The 16,614-nt window shown below is 38.6% G+C and carries 13 protein-coding genes and 1 CRISPR repeat array (1 of these 14 only partly in view); of the genes, 2 read left to right on the forward strand and 11 right to left on the reverse strand.

Annotated elements, in window-relative coordinates; genetic code table 11:
* Positions 1-171: 171 nt before the first annotated feature.
* Positions 172-1,266 carry an AraC family transcriptional regulator gene (locus PYV58_RS16065; protein ID WP_034614006.1) on the forward strand — a complete coding sequence of 365 codons (1,095 nt, stop codon included), beginning with the start codon at positions 172-174 and terminating at the stop codon, positions 1,264-1,266.
* 173 nt (positions 1,267-1,439) lie between these two features.
* Here PYV58_RS16065 and PYV58_RS16070 read toward each other — a convergent pair whose 3' ends face one another.
* The 3 genes from PYV58_RS16070 to PYV58_RS16080 all read right to left on the reverse strand — a co-directional run bounded on the left by PYV58_RS16070 (position 1,440) and on the right by PYV58_RS16080 (position 5,933).
* Positions 1,440-2,831: an amino acid permease gene (locus PYV58_RS16070; RefSeq protein WP_004819829.1), complete on the reverse strand. Its 1,392-nt coding sequence runs from the start codon at positions 2,829-2,831 to the stop codon at positions 1,440-1,442.
* 99 nt (positions 2,832-2,930) lie between these two features.
* Positions 2,931-4,496 carry a CoA-acylating methylmalonate-semialdehyde dehydrogenase gene (locus PYV58_RS16075; protein WP_034614008.1) on the reverse strand — a complete coding sequence of 522 codons (1,566 nt, stop codon included), beginning with the start codon at positions 4,494-4,496 and terminating at the stop codon, positions 2,931-2,933.
* Positions 4,497-4,556: 60 nt separating this feature from the next.
* Positions 4,557-5,933: an aspartate aminotransferase family protein gene (locus PYV58_RS16080; protein WP_034614010.1), complete on the reverse strand. Its 1,377-nt coding sequence runs from the start codon at positions 5,931-5,933 to the stop codon at positions 4,557-4,559.
* A gap of 102 nt (positions 5,934-6,035) precedes the next feature.
* Here PYV58_RS16080 and PYV58_RS16085 point away from each other — a divergent pair, with 102 nt between their 5' ends.
* Complete coding sequence (locus PYV58_RS16085; protein ID WP_034614012.1) at positions 6,036-6,956, forward strand: LysR family transcriptional regulator; 921 nt, start codon at positions 6,036-6,038, stop codon at positions 6,954-6,956.
* A 145-nt stretch (positions 6,957-7,101) separates the two neighbouring features.
* Here PYV58_RS16085 and PYV58_RS16090 read toward each other — a convergent pair whose 3' ends face one another.
* The 8 genes from PYV58_RS16090 to PYV58_RS16125 form a co-directional block, all read right to left on the reverse strand.
* Positions 7,102-7,410, reverse strand: a complete 309-nt coding sequence (locus PYV58_RS16090; protein WP_034614014.1) for a hypothetical protein — start codon at positions 7,408-7,410, stop codon at positions 7,102-7,104.
* 115 nt (positions 7,411-7,525) lie between these two features.
* Positions 7,526-8,536: a fimbrial protein gene (locus tag PYV58_RS16095; RefSeq protein ID WP_035370891.1), complete on the reverse strand. Its 1,011-nt coding sequence runs from the start codon at positions 8,534-8,536 to the stop codon at positions 7,526-7,528.
* Positions 8,533-11,106 (reverse strand): fimbria/pilus outer membrane usher protein, encoded by a 2,574-nt coding sequence (locus PYV58_RS16100; protein ID WP_034614016.1) that lies wholly within the window; start codon positions 11,104-11,106, stop codon positions 8,533-8,535. Before PYV58_RS16100 ends, PYV58_RS16095 begins: the two co-directional genes overlap by 4 nt.
* Positions 11,107-11,241: 135 nt before the next feature.
* Positions 11,242-11,970, reverse strand: coding sequence for a fimbria/pilus periplasmic chaperone (locus PYV58_RS16105; RefSeq protein WP_034614018.1), 729 nt, complete (start codon positions 11,968-11,970; stop codon positions 11,242-11,244).
* Positions 11,971-12,049: 79 nt separating this feature from the next.
* The gene (locus PYV58_RS16110; protein WP_004819818.1) at positions 12,050-12,583 is read right to left on the reverse strand and encodes a fimbrial protein; all 534 of its coding nucleotides are present in this window, start codon (positions 12,581-12,583) and stop codon (positions 12,050-12,052) included.
* Positions 12,584-13,842: 1,259 nt separating this feature from the next.
* Positions 13,843-14,253, reverse strand: a complete 411-nt coding sequence (locus tag PYV58_RS16115) for a type II toxin-antitoxin system HicB family antitoxin (protein WP_034614020.1) — start codon at positions 14,251-14,253, stop codon at positions 13,843-13,845.
* Positions 14,254-14,294: 41 nt separating this feature from the next.
* Positions 14,295-14,477 carry a type II toxin-antitoxin system HicA family toxin gene (locus PYV58_RS16120; protein WP_034614022.1) on the reverse strand — a complete coding sequence of 61 codons (183 nt, stop codon included), beginning with the start codon at positions 14,475-14,477 and terminating at the stop codon, positions 14,295-14,297.
* A gap of 240 nt (positions 14,478-14,717) precedes the next feature.
* Positions 14,718-14,945 (reverse strand): DUF2188 domain-containing protein, encoded by a 228-nt coding sequence (locus PYV58_RS16125; protein ID WP_034614024.1) that lies wholly within the window; start codon positions 14,943-14,945, stop codon positions 14,718-14,720.
* 190 nt (positions 14,946-15,135) lie between these two features.
* Positions 15,136-16,614: a CRISPR direct-repeat array (repeat unit 28 nt; unit sequence TTTCTAAGCTGCCTACTCGGCAGTGAAC); it runs 1,371 nt beyond the window's last position.

Below are 16,614 nucleotides of genomic sequence, written 5' to 3' on the forward strand. Positions count from 1 at the left end.
CTTCTCATTTGAATGGCATAAAAAATAGCGGAGAACTTTATCTATTTTCATCATTCAAATCCCAGCCTCGCTTTAAAGAAAAATGAAGACCTCACACATAACGACAAATCTTTGATTACTTTAAATAAAAAATAAATACACAGAAACATCGAATGAATATTGGGAGAATTCATGAAAACTTTTTTTAAAATAAAAAGTGTGAATAAAGGAATGGCACTTTTATTAGACGATTTCTGTAAAAAAAAAGGCTTAGATGTTTCAAGCGATGCTGAATATCCACTCAATGATCACCTACCGTTTGGCGAATGGCTCAAGAGAATAAAACAAATCAATAAACAATATCCCCAAGTGGGTATTGGATTAGATATCGGTGCTTTGGTTCAGCCCAAACATATCGGCATTGTGGCTTATATGGCTCAGTCGAGCGATACATTATTTGACTATATCGAAATACTGGCTCAATACGAAAAGCTTTGGTTTAATTATATTCCCAAAAAAGTGCTTATTGAGGAAAACCACTTTTCAATCTCATGGGATAAACCTGCATATTTACAAGTGGGTTTATATCTTGAAGAAACCACCATCGTTGAAGAAATACAAGTGTCTAGCCTGTTTCACCACTTACAACAACTGACCGATTCAGATGCAAGTGTTTTTCATTGTCTAGAACTTGCCATTCCCAAACCCATTGACACAAAAAAATACCAACAATTGTTTAATTGCCCGATTAAATTTAATACAAAGCAAACTCGTATCGTCATACCGAATTCTTTATTGCAAACCAAATTAAAATATTATGACCCTATTCTTTTAGAAATATTATTGAATCATGCCAACATATTACTCAGTAAAATGCCTCAGGAGGATTCTTTCTTGGAATTGGTTAATCTGAGTATGCTACAAGCACTTGAAAATAATAATGTCCAGATTCACTCTATTGCAAAATCATTAAATATCTCTGCGAGAGCACTGCAAAAATATTTAAAAAATAGAGACCTTTCCTTTAAAGAAATTCTCAGTAATATTCGTCAAAATTTAGCCAAGAAATATCTGCAAAATCAAAACCTATCCATCACAAAAGTTGCCTTCTTACTTGCCTATAAAGATCAAACCTCATTTAATCGTGCGTTTAAAGCTTGGAACGGCGTTTCTCCTTCTACGTGGAGAAAGCAAAATATCAATAAAACATTAGATGTAAATGAAAAACATCATGTCAATGAAAGCTTTGAAACAGAGCTCAATAGACATGATGTTCAACTCAGCTAAAATAAGCCAAATCTCGCTCAAATAACCTAGAACATCCAACCTAAGTGATTGTTTTCTTTTTATAGACTGGCGTGATAAAAGCAAAAGCCCATACATAAAAACAAACTTTGTCGTGCTGGCTTTACCCTTAACCGACAAAGTTTGCTGGTTGTTCTGCGCTGTTTAATGCTGATTTAATCCAAATGGACCGCCATACGCTTCGCGGTTTTATTCTTGCGTGTCACCATCAAACCACAAATCACCACGATGGAGGTTACTCCTAAGGACAAAGTCGTTTCATAACTATATTGAGGCGATAAAAACATATAGCCCAATACACTCATAATCACCACAATGACAAACCATGTCAGCCAAGGAAATAACCACATTTTAAAGGTCACTTGAGCGCCTATTTTTTCCAGTTTAGCTCTTGAGCGTAGTTGTGACACAGCAATGACTAAATAAACCACTAAGGCAATTGAACCCGTTGTTGAAAGTAAAAATCCAAAAACTTGCCCAGGAAACATATAATTCACGGCGCAACAAATCAGTCCAACCAAGGTTGAAGCAAACACTGCGATTGTTGGTACACCTGCATCATTAATTTTAGTCACAACTTTCGGGGCTTCTTGACGTGCACCCAATGCAAACAGCATCCGTGAAGAAGTATATACAGCCGCATTCATACAACTTGCCACCGCAATAAACACCACCATGTCCATAATCAGTTTGGTTTGCGGCACATTGAGGCTGACCAAGACATACTGAAAGGTCCCCAATTTTTGTAAATCAGGCGAACGCCAATCGACTAAAGCCACTGCTAGAAAAATCGAAACGACAAAGAATAAAATGATGCGATACAGCACTAGATTGGTGGCACGTTTAATTTTCTCTTGTGGATTTTTAGACTCTGCCGCAGCAATCGACAGAATTTCAACACCAAAAAATGAAAATGCTGAAATTAAAATCGCCGAGAGAACACCACCCATGCCATGCGGCATAAAACCGCCATTTGAAAATAAATGCCCCACACCACTGACATCACGAGCCAAAGGCCAAAGACCGAATACAGCCGATGCACCAATCACAATAAACAGCAGTATCGCAACCACTTTAATTAAAGCAAACCAAAACTCAAACTCACCAAAACTTTTGGTACTAAAGAAATTGGCTAAACTGAGTAAAATAATAAAAGCAAAGGCATAAATTGCACTGGAAACTTGAGGAAACCATGCATGTAAAATTTCCGCACCAGCAATTGCTTCAATAGGAATCACCAAAACCCAAAACCACCAATATAACCAACCCACGGTAAAGCCAGCCCAAGGGCCAATTGCTTTACGCGCATAAGTGGAAAATGAACCTGTATCTGGTTGAGCAACGGCCATTTCACCGAGCATACGCATCACCAAAAAAACGATAATACTGGTAATAATATAAGCCAGTACAGCAGCAGGCCCTGCTTTGGCAATTGCAGCTGAAGAGCCAACAAATAAACCTGCACCAATAACGCCACCGATACTAATCATCGTGATATGCCGGTTGGAAAGTCCTTCACCTAATTTTGTTGTTTTAACACCATTCATATTTTATTCCTTAAAAATACTTTTAAAATCGTGATTTACATTATTAAATCCTTATTCAAAAGAGAGAAAATCGATGATCTTCCCTCTATACAGCAAAAATTAATTTAAAGTTGGCATTGAAAACTGCTTGGCTTCACGAACGTGTGTAGCTGGCCAGCGCTGGGTAATGGTTTTACGACGCGTATAGAAACGTACTCCATCTGGCCCATAAGCATACAAGTCACCAAATAACGAACGCTTCCAGCCACCAAAACTATGATAAGCAACAGGTACGGGCAATGGCACATTTACCCCGACCATTCCCACTTGGATATGATGGGTAAAATAGCGCGCAGCTTCCCCATCACGGGTATAAATACAGGTACCATTTCCATACTCATGATCATTAATTAACTGCATCGCCTGTTGCATGGTTTCTACGCGAATCACCTGTAAAACAGGGCCAAAAATTTCTTGCTGATAACTGGTCATGTCTGATGAAACTTGATCAATCAGCGTCGGGCCAACAAAAAATCCAGTTTCATAACCAACAGGTTTGGCATCACGACCATCGACAACGATTTTAGCACCTTGCTGTTCAGCACTTTGGATAAAAGCTTGAACTTTATCTTTATGTGCTTGCGAAATGAGCGGTCCAAAGTCATTTTGTTGATCTGCATAATGACCAAACTTGAGTTGTTGCATTTCTTGAGTAAGTTTTTCAATCACCAGATCAGCAATTTCATCGCCAATTGCCACTGCTACAGACAATGCCATACAGCGTTCACCAGATGAACCAAAAGCTGCACCTAATAATGAGTTCACCACATTATCGATATCTGCATCAGGCATGATAATGGCATGATTTTTTGCACCACCTAAGGCCTGACAGCGTTTGCCTGCCGAGGTTGCTGTACGATAAATATATTCAGCAATCGGGGTTGAACCAACAAAGCTGATCGCTTGAATATTTGGATGATCTAATAAAGCATCCACTGCTTGTTTATCACCATTGATGACGTTAAACACACCATCGGGTAAACCTGCCTGTTTAAGTAATTCCGCCAAATATAATGCTGCGGATGGGGTTTTTTCAGAAGGTTTTAAAATAAAGCAGTTTCCACAAACAATCGCCATCGGGAACATCCACAATGGAACCATCGCTGGAAAATTAAATGGTGTAATCCCAGCAACCACACCTAAAGGTTGAAATTCACTCCATGAGTCAATATCTGGGCCAACATTTTTTGAGTATTCACCTTTTAAAAACTCAGGTGCACCACATGCATATTCAACATTTTCAATTCCGCGTTGTAACTCACCTTGCGCATCATGGCAAATTTTTCCATGTTCTTGCCCAATCAACTCACAGAGTTTTTCAGCATTGTCTTCTAGCAGTTGTTTAAACTTAAACATCACTCGTGCACGTTTAATCACTGGGGTATCACGCCATGCTGGAAAAGCCTGTTGTGCAATCTGAACCACCTGATTGACTAAGTCGCTATCTGCAAGCGCAACTTCTTTGCTGATCTTGCCTGTGGCTGGATGATATACAGCTTGTGTTCTTGAGGTCTTGCTTACCAGTCCCCCTTGAATAAAATGCCCAACCAGCGTGATCGGTTGTACTGCTTCAACTGTTTCGGTATTAGACAGCTCGCCACCACTAAAATTTTCTAAATTGTTCATTACTTTTCCTTGTCTATTGTCTAGCTGTTCCGTATTGATTTGCTTAGAGGCACACCCTATTTATTTCACCTGATAAAGTGCCTCACCTACTGCATTCATCAAGCTGCTTAATTGCGCTTCTGTGCTGTTAAACATTGGGCCAAACTGAAGGGTATCCCCACCAAAACGCACATAGAAACCTGCTTTCCACAGTTTCATTCCAATTTCAAAACCACGAATCGTGGCATCACCATCACGTGGAGCCAATTGCAAGGCACCAATCAATCCACAGTTACGGATGTCGACAATATGGGGGGAACCTTTTAATTCATGGACAAGCTTTTCAAAGCTTGGTGCCAAGCCAGCAGATTGGGAAATTAAATTTTCATTTTCGAGTACATTTAAGGTGGCGAGAGCAGCGGCACAGGCAACAGGATGGGCCGAATAGGTATAGCCATGGGTAAATTCAATGGCATGTTCAGGCAAGTCTTGCTGCATAAATGCATTGTAAATTTCATGGCTTGCCACCACCCCACCTAATGGAATTGCGCCATTGGTAATCTGTTTAGCAAAGGTCAAAAGGTCTGGTGTAACTCCAAAATGTTCAGCCGCAGTCCATTTGCCGATACGCCCAAAGCCAGTGATCACCTCATCGAAAATCAGTAAAATATCGTGTTGGTCACAAATTTCTCGTAGGCGTTGTAAATAACCAACTGGTGGCACGATACAGCCTGCTGAACCAGAAACAGGTTCTATTATTACTGCTGCAATATTAGAAGCATCATGTAATTCAATCAGTTTGAGCATTTCATCTGCCAGCTCAACTCCACCTGTCTCAGCACAGCCTTTGCTAAAACTTAAATGCGCTTGCAAGGTATGAGGCAAATGATCCACATCCATCAATTGACCAAACATTTTACGATTTCCACCAATGCCGCCGAGACTGGTCCCTGCCACGTTTACACCGTGATAGCCACGCGCTCGTCCAATCAATTTGGTTTTGCTTGGTTTGCCTTGAATGCGCCAATAGGCACGTGCCATCTTGATCGCAGTATCCGCAGACTCTGAACCAGAGTCGGTAAAAAAGACATGTTGCAGTTTTTCCGGCATCAGCTGAACAATTTTTTCAGCCAATTGAAAAGATAAAGGATGTCCAAATTGGAATGCAGGTGAATAATCCAATTTTGCCAATTGCTTACTTACAGCCTGTTGGATTTCAGGCCGTGTATGCCCTGCACCACACGTCCATAGCCCTGACAATGAGTCATAAATCTCACGTCCAGTACTGTCAATTAAATACGATCCTTTTGCACCCACGATCATGCGCGGATCTTTATGGAAATTACGATTTGCAGAAAATGGCATCCAATGGGCTTGATAATTTAAATTCATCTGCTCATTTGACTGACTGGCTTCCAATGCGTCATCGCGGTCATTTGATGTATCTATATCAAACATAAGTACTCTTCTTGTTTTGTGGTTATCTCTTGAGTGTACAAAGCGAGATAGTTTTGATAAATTCAAAATATCTTGAGTTTAGATATAAAAAAGCAAAACTAAATGAAACCTAAAAAATTAAATCAAGTTACTGATTTTGATATAAAATTACTTAAAATATTTAAAACAGTCTGTGACTGTCACAGCTTTACTGCTGCTGAAAGTATCCTTGGGATTAGCCGTTCTGCGATTAGTTTGCATATGAGTGATCTGGAAAATCGCTTAGGGATTCGGCTCTGTCAACGTGGTCGAGCAGGCTTTTCCATCACCGATGAAGGTCGGGAAGTTTTAGAATATATTGAGGTACTGACCGCTTCGATTGAGGACTTTCGTGCCAAAATCAATCAAATGCATAATCAGCTCAAAGGTGAATTTAATATTGGAATTATTAATAACTTAGTCACGATGCCCAGTGCTTATATCACCAATACATTGGCACAGCTTGCGGAAGAAAATACTGAGGTGGTTATTAATATTAGTATGAGCACACTGTCAGATATTGAGTGTCGTGTTTTGGACAATCGCTTACACGCTGGTGCGATTCCTTTGGTGAGCCCATTGTCAGGCCTCGATTATTTTCATTTATATAACGAAGAGTCTTCACTCTATTGTGGACAAAATCACCCGCTTTTTCAGCATTTAGGAGAAATAAGTTTAGATGACTTAAAACGATGCAATACGGTTCTTCCAAATTACGCCATTACCCCCGATGCCATGAAGTTGCATCAACGATTGAACTGTTCCGCCACAGCCAGTGACCGAGAAGGTATCGCCTTTCTGATTCTTTCAGGAAAATTTATGGGGTTTTTACCCGATCATTATGCGAAAAAATGGGTTCAAGATGGTTTGATGCAACCGATTTTACAAGAGAGAATGCATTACAGTACGCCGATCTGTCTAATTACCCACAAAGGAAAAAATTACAATATTATCTTAAAAACCTTTATGGATATATTAAATAAAACCATTCAACCGATAAAATAAGATACAAAGATTTAAAACAGTTTAAAAATTCGATTATTTTTAATACAAATTAAAATATAATCCAACTAAAATAATCAGATTATATTTTAACTTATCACACAGCATAATTTTTAATTTATGTTATTTATATCACAAATTAATAGGCTTAATAATAATCTACCACCAGTATTTTATGCTGCTCACTTTCTAAATCTTGAATTTTTAAATGCGCCACACTATTGGCCTTCTTATCAACTAAGTTATTGAAATTAAAGCTATCTATTGTGGTGGTTTTTCTCAGCACATCAATCGTATTATCAATCGCTTTGCAATTAGAATTATTAGAATCCTTTTCACATGTAAATTCTACAATCTGCCCTTGAAAATGAATCTCCTCTGCATAAGTAGCTAAACTTAAACTCGATATCGTTGTAAATGTTATTAATAAAAAGGATAGTTTTTTATTTAACTCCATCTCATTCCCCTCTAAAGAAATGGTGTAGTTAATTAATTACATAACCTTATTATTAATACAAGATTTTCCAATCAATAAATAAAAAAATAATTTTAAAAAATATGATTCACGTCAATTAATCATATTCAATTGTGACGGTTGCCATAGCTCGGACTTTTCCAGGCATCACTTTGGTTGCAGTCTGATAGTAACGCGCAGTCATTGGCACATTGTATTGAATATTATCATTTGACTTTAACGTACCTAATTCCAGCTTGTCATTTTTGGCAATCACTTTATTCGAATTTTTATATTGTGAAAGCAATTGTACGCCAACACCTGATGCACTGCTTCCTGCGGTATTTGTATTTGCAAGTACATTTTGAGTGCTACTACTCACCGCATCATAATCAAAGCTTAGGCTGATTTTATTGCTTTCTTCATAACCACTCGGGTTTTTACCACCATTACACAAAATGTTGAGATCAAAGGCTTGCTCACCTTGCGTTGAGCCGACACCTTTAAAATCAACCTTATTTACCGTTGGCAGTGTCACGGTTTTATTAATATTTCCCAATATTTCACATGAAGAAGACGCAATAGTAATCGCATTCCCATATACCGTACTGGTTAACCAAGGTGGGCTTTGGCGTTCACCAGAACGATAACTACTATATGTGCCTGGAACCAGTGCGCCAGATCCTGTTGATGTCGCCGTTTTAACAATTTCAACAATAAAAAAACCTTCTGCCAAAACACGTCTGCCACTCGCACTTCGTGTATAAGGATAATAATCGGCAAAACCAGGAGCTGTTGGCGCTTCACGGTATAAGCGAATACCAATTCCATCAATATTGGTGTTATAAACCGAATTACCGATAGGGCTAAGTGAATAGTTTTGAGTTAAAACAGCACCAAGTGTGCCATAACTACCACAACTATACGTCGAACCATTGGGTCTAATTGGAAAAGAGGCTTTGCGTAAAACCTTTCCGACAGGGTCACTTGGTCTCACCACAACACGTCCTACTGCCATGCTCACATCAACAGTAGAGAAACCACGATCTGGTATACATGCAGCATATGTCCCTGAACTCACAGTCCCAGCAATGAGCAAGAGAATACGATTTAAAACTTTACCGTTCATTGACATACACCTTCCGCCATAATCATATTTTGCTTTTTGTCTGCTGCTTGCGCAGAAACATCATATTGGATGTGGCATTGCTCGTTAGCATTTTCGCCCCATTTCACTGTAACAGAGTCTGCAGTAGTATTGGTTCTTAAGTAAACCATACTTCCTTGCGCAACCATTCCAATATTTTCACCTTTTGTATCAAATACTTCTGCTGCAAAAGGTAAAGTTTCACCATTTTGTTTTTTGCTGCGAATATAAATTGCTTTACCAGTTTTCGTCGCAAAACTCACTTGTGAAATTGAACCTGCATAGGGTGCAATACGCTGACTTGTACCATCTAACTCAACATCTGTCGACATTCCTTGAGGATCAAGGCTAATGTCATTTAAACGATATGGGGTTACATATGGAATCACCGCATAACCAGATTTATTGATACTTAAACCTGTCGCATTATTCACTTTTGCACCAGCAGCTTCAGGTGCATATACCAACACCATGGTTTGCCCCTGATCTGGTCCAAACAAGACACCTTCAGGATGAGCAACAATATTACCACGTGCAGTCAACATGGCTTGTTGATAACCATCAGCAGCACTGAATGAACCACCAACAGTCGCGTAGTTGGTACGATACTGAGCATTTAAATTGGCACTCGGATTATCACCATAGCGCGTCGATACAGATGTACCATAGTTAAAACGATCGCCAACCACACCACTCACACCGACAGTCGCATTATCTTGCGTCATAATCGAATTGAGGTTCGCTGAGCTTTTCTTAAATGAAAGTGGTAAGGACATGGTCAACATATACTCAGTATCACTATTGCTGATACTTGTAGCATTATTTTCAACAATACGTTTAATTGCTGACAAACCATAAGTCAAACCACGGTAGTTGTTGCTATAACCCACTTGATACTGACGGGTTGTTTCCTGACGATTCCAGTAATCTACCCACGAACCTGTTGCATAAATATTGCCAAAATCACGTGGTAAACCCTGATTCAGGGTGATCTGAAATTCACTGCGCTGCTTACCTACATGAGCTGAACTAATACCTTTATTATCAAGGTCTTGTACCAATATTGCATCACGTAACTTATAAAAGTTTTCTGTAGAATAACGATATGCAGCCAAGGTCAAATTGGTATCTGTTGGGGTAATTAATTTACTATAACTGATACGGAAACTTTGCCCACTTTCACTTTTGCGACGTTCAAAATCTGCTTGTGAATGCGTTACATCAAGTGCAATTGCGCCAATAGGTGTTGCAAAAGCACTGCCCAATGTCACTGCTGAATAGTCTTCTGAGAACTGTACACCACCATAAGCCGTGATCGAGTTATTGATACCGCGTTGATATTTCCCTTGTACAATAAAAGGATCTAGATCGATATCTTTATCACGGAATTGACCCATTGACACAGAATAACGGCTCATTCCTGGACGGAGCATTTGTACAACAGATGCATAAGGAATTGAATAGCGTTGAATCTCACCATTGGCTTCTAAAATAGAAACTTCGAGTTCACCACCAAATCCTGTTGGATAGAGGTCATTGATTTCAAAACTACCCGGTGCAACAGTCGTTTGATAAATCAACTGACCTTGCTGACGTACTTCAACCTTGGCATTGGTTTTTGCATTACCGCGAATACGAGGTGCATAACCAATCATACTGTTGGGTAACATACGGTCATCACTGGAAAAATCGAAACCACGATAACCAAATGAATCAAAGATTTCACCATCGGTAAAGCTTTCACCTAAAGTCAATACACCACGGTATTGCGGGAATGCGCGTTGCACATAGGTGTTAATCGCGTCATAGCTTGATTTAGATTGATTATCTGTGGTGGTGCGGTCTTGCCATTGCCATTGACCATTATGGCGCAATTGCCAACCAGCCAAATTTGCACCAGCAGTTATCGAAGTAAATGCGTTGGTGGTTTCTTGGCCACCTTGGGTTTTATTAAATGTTTTATATGCGCTGGCATTATAAGAAAGAAATGCAGCATTGATCCCTCGATCCCAAACACTAGGGTCGACATAGCCTTGCGCATTTTTTTGCATCGCAACTTGTGGAATCGAAATATCGACACGTAAACGTGAAGTATCAAATTCATAAAACGAATCTTCAACCCACTGTTCGATTTTCTGACAACCTGTCAAAGCAAAGCTTTCGCCTTTTTTTAACACGTCTGCTTTAACGCCGTATTCTAATAATTGGTTTGAGCTAAAGCAGGTAAACGCATTTTGATTATTTTCAGTCGCTTTAAACACCATACGATGTTTACCAAACCAGTTACCATTGACATAAATATCCACATTATAGTCACCTGGTAACACAGGATTGCCATATTTAAAGCGATTTACATCTATCTTTTTGGCATCGCCAATTAAAAAAGCCGAATCAAATTCTGCTTCTGCAGCAGTCGGAGACTTTTCAGCCTCTTTTAAGTCAGTTTCAGATGCATTAACTAAAGCAGGAATGCTGAGCGTAATAACCCCACAAGCCACATAGTAACTGATATGTCGCTTGATCCACTTGTAGCTTTGTTCATTTTTTTGCATAAAGAAGTCTGCCTATCAACAAATGAATAGGTTTTTTTACTCGCTTACTCTCAGATAAATGAAATGATTAAATCATCATTGCGAAGGTGCTTTAAATTTCTTGCATTGAAGAAATTTAAAGACTTGTTCAATCTATTAAAATTTAATATTTCGCTCTACACGACCACCATAATCATTGATTGTGGTAAAGGTCATCTTAGCGACATTGGAATTTTTTAAACTCACCGTTCCATCAGAAAATGGTTTCAACATTAAACCTTGTGAAATCAAATCAACGCGTTTGCCTGATTGATCTTGCATAATAGAAGTCAAGGTAATGTGAAATGGTGTTGGGTTTTTTACGGTTAACTGAGTACCGTTATTGCTCCACTGTAGTTTTTCAGGTGCCAAAGCGACATCTTCTTTAAGTCCAGCTGGGCGATAAAAAAACTTAATACGCGATCGAATCGCAAGTTGTAAAAAGTTATCTGGTACAACATTCTGATCTTTCACAGAAGGTTTTGGTGGGATATCGAGAATATTTAACCAAAAAAGCGTTTCTTGAGTTTTACTTAACTCATTTGCATTTGGCAAACTGGTAATACGTAAAGACTGCCCTTTTTTAGCTTCCACACGCGATATAGGCGGTGTAATCATAAAAGGCGCTTTCGATTGATCTGGCGTAGATTTCGCATCTCCCTCATCAATCCATGCTTGAACCAATGCAGGATTATTTCCGTTATTACTTACCTGTAAAGTAATTTCACGTGCATCAGATGGATAGATAACACGAGTACCATGAATGATGATTTCAGCATTCGCTGCACCAAACGGAATTAAAAATGCGAGTAAACCTTTTTTAAGAAAGGAATGATTCAAGAACATAACGATTATCTCTATATCTAAAATAAAGTAAAAGAGCTAGGTTGCTAGACAACCTAGCTCCGTACCATTCAATAAAAAATTATTGATAGATAATAGTATATTGAACAGACGTTGTTACTTTACCAGCAGCAGATGCATCAGTTGCATAATATTCAGCATAGTAATTAAGATCAGCTGCACCTTTGTCCGCAACATCTACCCATTGAGAGTTAGTTTGCGCGCCAGAAGCACCCGCAGCAAGTACAGGAATGAATTGGTTATTTGAACCTAACAATTGAACTTGAACGTTTTTCGCACCAGTTGCATCTGTGTTATTTAAACGACCAGTACCAAAATCAACTGTTGAACCTGGTTCAAAATAAGTTGCAACTTTGCCTTCAGAGCAGTTAGCCAAGTTGATTGTGAATGGCGTACGGCCCGCGATATCACCAGTTTTAGCAAGAGTTTGCTTAGATACTGTAGGAAGCGTTACTGTGAAATCTTTACCTTGTGGAGTTACGATATCACAAGTTTTGTCAGTTACTAGACCATTGATTGTGATTGTGCCGTCTGCTGCAAAAGCACTAGACATTGCTAAAATTGAAACTGATGCTGCTAAAAAAGTATTTTTCATACCAAGTATCCTATACAGACAAAAAAATGATTCGTTTAGATCGATGGGTATTATGCACACTGAGATGAAAATGTAAACAAAGTCACACTTTGTGTATAAAATAGATACAAGTGTATATAAATTTGTATTTTTTGAGAAAAATATTTTTATTATAAATTTCAATATATTAAATATTTATTACATTCATATTTCAGTTTTATTTAAAATATTTTTTTTTGTAAATTTTTTACATAAAACAAAATTCACGTTATTTCATCGTAAATTTTAAATTAGTCACATGAGTATAAATCATCGTTTTATGTCATTTGATTAAGAAAATTTGCTTTGAAATTCAGGCAAAAAAACAGCGATATCACAACTCACCATCGCCCCCCTTACAACGCCCAAAGACCGAGGAGTAGCAATGCTTTAACGACTATGTTACTGATTGATATTTCGCTTAAATTTAGAATTTCCACTGACCAATGTTTGACAAATCGCCCAGTTAAGATGCCCAATGATGATGTTTATATATGAGTTTAAGGAATTAATATTTTTATTTTTCTATACAACATTCAACTTTTTTAATGTTAAAAATCATATAAATATTTTTCCCAATTAAAATGTGAAATAGTTAACATATTAATATGTGTTGTGTTGGCTTCTTTTAAGCTGCCTGTATGGCAGTGGACTAGCACGACTGTGATGGTAGAAACCGTCTACATTTCTAAGCTGCCTACTCGGCAGTGAACGTTGGGTCATTCAAAGATGATATTTTGCATCTTTTCTATGCTGCCTATGTGGCAGTGAACGTTACCAATGGCGACGACTATTTAAATAGCCATTTCTAAGCTGCCTATGTGGCAGTGAACATCTCTACAAGGTCAGTTCGTACGTCCTCGATTTTCTAAGCTGCCTGCTCGGCAGTGAACCTATATATTTCGGCTCATAAAACTCTTGAACATTTCTAAACTGCCTATGTGGCAGTGAACAACTAGCATTTAAAAATCATCCTGATCGTGGCTTTCTAAGCTGCCTATGCGGCAGTGAACAAAATCAACTTGCGAGTATTACTGCCATAATATTTCTAAGCTGTCTATGTGGCAGTGAACTGAAAATGAACTTAGAAATTTACCTGCAGTCTTTTCTAAGCTGCCTATGTGGCAGTAAACAGAGGTCTTTCAAAAATCTTATACCTTCTAAAGCCTTGGTTTTAATACTCATTCACTTTTCTTTAAATATTCAGAAACCCACTCAATTGAGTGGGTCTTTTTGGTTAGCTATGATGAAGCTTGCAATATTTTTTCAGCACCAGCTGCCAAAAATGCAGAACGGGATTTGTACTGCTTATCTTTACCCACTTTATCATCAATGAGATAAATCAAGCGACTTGGTAAGGTGACATTAATTTTTTCAGCCTTACCTAAATAACGATTCACATCAACTTCTACAACTGCCCAGATAAAGCCTTTAAACTCTTCATCGTTAAGAAATTTACTTACTTCTGATGCCAAAGGAATATTTTTGCCATCCTCTGCTAAAATTTCCAAATGATCTGCAATTGCTTCCTTCGCATTGCTTAATGCTTCTTCAAAAGTATCACCCGCAGAGAAACATCCCTGAATATCAGGAACAATCACGCCATAGGCTTCATCATTCGAGCCTTTTTCTACTGCAATTGGATATAACATACTCACCTCTTTTGGAGAAAATGAAGTTTGGATGCAGTGGGTCACTCAAGACCTGCTTGCTTTAAAATGCTTTTAACAGTTCCAGTTGGTAAATCTTTTTTAGGGTGAGGTACTGTGACCAGACCTTCTTTGGTGGGGTGTTTAAAATGGTGGTGACTACCTTTAACCCTAACCTCATACCAACCGTCTGCTTCAATCATCTTAATCAATTCCAGACTTTTCATTTCAGCTCCATCTGTCTTGATGAGTAAAATATAACCCCAGAGTTATATTAATTCAACAACCTCAAAGTTATTTTAAAAAATATTTCTAACCAACCTGCAATCCCAAACCTTTCCACAATCAACTAAACAAGATTTTTTGTTGCTGCCAATCTTTATTTTCTAGGCTGCCTATATGGCAGTAAACAAACCTATAAAGGAATACTTTATATTTCTAAGCTACTAATTTAGTAGAAAGTACTATTATCCTTTAGGGGGAAATGGATCTTTTCCATGACTATCCTTCTGTGAAATTTTTACATCTTTATTATGAATAACTAACTCAGTTTGTTGATTCTCACTAATAGTCCTAGCACGATCAATCGCATCTTGTTTTGTATCAAAATGACCAGATGATCTTTCTCCTCCACTTTGTTTAATATCCCAACCACCTTTTGGATTTGACACAACATGCATCGATTTATTAGACATTTTTTAACCTCTCCTTAGATAAATAGAACAAATATTGTTCAATTTATCTAAATATAAAATAAGCAAAAATAAAGTTCAACCTATAATGTATTTCTTTAATATCAAAATCATCTTTTCAACTGACCAAACATCCTACCCATACCTACGCTACAGTGAACCAATATATTTCGTTTTATAGAATTCTTGCACATTCCTAAGCTGCCTATTCGGCAGTGAACTCTTCCAACCCTGAATCGGGATTGACTCGATATTTCTAAGCTGCCTACTTGGCAGTTAACAGAAACCAAGACCACTTTTACCGCTGAACACATTTTCTAAACTGCTTACTCAGCAGTGAACTCATCAATTGCTTCAAGAATCGTTTGTGCATTCTTTCTAAGCTGCCTATGTAGCAGTAAACGCCCCACTGTACCATTCAATGGTGTGAATTTATTTCTAAGCTGCCTACTTGGCAGTGAACTGTCCGGGTAGTGTTTTACGCTCTACATCAGCTTTCTAAGCTGCCTACTTGGCAGTGAACGTAAATGTGGTGGTTTAATCCTTCCTTATTTTTTTCTAAGCTGCCTATGCGGCAGTGAACACTAATATATTATTAGGTGGTGTAGCTAATGTTTTCTAAGCTGCCTGCTCGGCAGTGAACGATCAACTGCCCGAAGCACAACTGGCTGCTGCTTTCTAAGCTGCCTACTCGGCAGTGAACTAGACAGGTGCAATATGACTACAATACACATCTTTCTAAGCTGCCTACTCGGCAGTGAACGCTGATAGAGCATCGAGGTTTGACTTTTTAAGTTTCTAAGCTGCCTACTCGTCAGTGAACGAATCTTGGACTACAGACCATTCCATTTTCATTTTCTAAGCTGCCTACTCGGCAGTGAACTATTGAGGGTGTTCTTCCATCACCGATTGACTTTTCTAAGCTGCCTACTCGGCAGTGAACACACTAAGAGGGTTGCTTCATTATCTGTTTGATTTCTAAGCTGCCTACTCGGCAGTGAACATTTTTTGCTGAATATGGTTGTAATACTGAAATTTCTAAGCTGCCTACTCGGCAGTGAACTTCTTGTTGAGCAAATGTCTGGTGAACGTATTTTTCTAAGCTGCCTACTCGGCAGTGAACCGGGTATAGATCAAGCGATCTCAATCATTATTTTTCTAAGCTGCCTACTCGGCAGTGAACTCAAAAGTCCTGGACATTCTCATGCCTGATAATTTCTAAGCTGCCTACTCGGCAGTGAACATAGTGATCCCCACAGTGGCAATGTGGATAAATTTCTAAGCTACCTACTCGGCAGTGAACCCTCTTCTTATTGAGTTACTTAGCAGCAGCTCTTTCTAAGCTGCCTACTCGGCAGTGAACTACCGGTTCTTCGTACCAGTCTGGCAATTGTTTTTCTAAGCTGCCTACTCGGCAGTGAACGAATGCGTAATCAATACGAGTTATTTTAGGACTTTCTAAGCTGCCTACTCGGCAGTGAACTTTATTCGATTTTAGAGAATCCTTTTTTTTGTTTTCTAAGCTGCCTACTCGGCAGTGAACATTTATCTGCTTCAAGAATTCCCTCTACATACTTTCTAAGCTGCCTACTCGGCAGTGAACTAAAAATTGGTTTAAGGCAAGGTGTGAGGACTTTTCTAAGCTGCCTACTCGGCAGTGAACTAAATGCTG

The organism is Acinetobacter sp. TAC-1, from assembly GCF_029025845.1.
Taxonomy (GTDB): domain Bacteria; phylum Pseudomonadota; class Gammaproteobacteria; order Pseudomonadales; family Moraxellaceae; genus Acinetobacter; species Acinetobacter guillouiae.

What these genes read in the sequence shown, in the direction of transcription:
- PYV58_RS16115 (WP_034614020.1), bottom strand. Translation starts at nt 14,253, where the DNA reads ATGTTATATCCAATTGCAGTAGAAAAAGGCTCGAATGATGAAGCCTAT.
- PYV58_RS16120 (WP_034614022.1), bottom strand. Translation starts at nt 14,477, where the DNA reads ATGAAAAGTCTGGAATTGATTAAGATGATTGAAGCAGACGGTTGGTAT.
- PYV58_RS16100 (WP_034614016.1), bottom strand. Translation starts at nt 11,106, where the DNA reads ATGCAAAAAAATGAACAAAGCTACAAGTGGATCAAGCGACATATCAGT.
- PYV58_RS16080 (WP_034614010.1), bottom strand. Translation starts at nt 5,933, where the DNA reads ATGTTTGATATAGATACATCAAATGACCGCGATGACGCATTGGAAGCC.
- PYV58_RS16085 (WP_034614012.1), top strand. Translation starts at nt 6,036, where the DNA reads ATGAAACCTAAAAAATTAAATCAAGTTACTGATTTTGATATAAAATTA.
- PYV58_RS16095 (WP_035370891.1), bottom strand. Translation starts at nt 8,536, where the DNA reads ATGAACGGTAAAGTTTTAAATCGTATTCTCTTGCTCATTGCTGGGACT.
- PYV58_RS16070 (WP_004819829.1), bottom strand. Translation starts at nt 2,831, where the DNA reads ATGAATGGTGTTAAAACAACAAAATTAGGTGAAGGACTTTCCAACCGG.
- PYV58_RS16065 (WP_034614006.1), top strand. Translation starts at nt 172, where the DNA reads ATGAAAACTTTTTTTAAAATAAAAAGTGTGAATAAAGGAATGGCACTT.
- PYV58_RS16105 (WP_034614018.1), bottom strand. Translation starts at nt 11,970, where the DNA reads ATGTTCTTGAATCATTCCTTTCTTAAAAAAGGTTTACTCGCATTTTTA.
- PYV58_RS16110 (WP_004819818.1), bottom strand. Translation starts at nt 12,583, where the DNA reads ATGAAAAATACTTTTTTAGCAGCATCAGTTTCAATTTTAGCAATGTCT.
- PYV58_RS16075 (WP_034614008.1), bottom strand. Translation starts at nt 4,496, where the DNA reads ATGAACAATTTAGAAAATTTTAGTGGTGGCGAGCTGTCTAATACCGAA.
- PYV58_RS16125 (WP_034614024.1), bottom strand. Translation starts at nt 14,945, where the DNA reads ATGTCTAATAAATCGATGCATGTTGTGTCAAATCCAAAAGGTGGTTGG.
- PYV58_RS16090 (WP_034614014.1), bottom strand. Translation starts at nt 7,410, where the DNA reads ATGGAGTTAAATAAAAAACTATCCTTTTTATTAATAACATTTACAACG.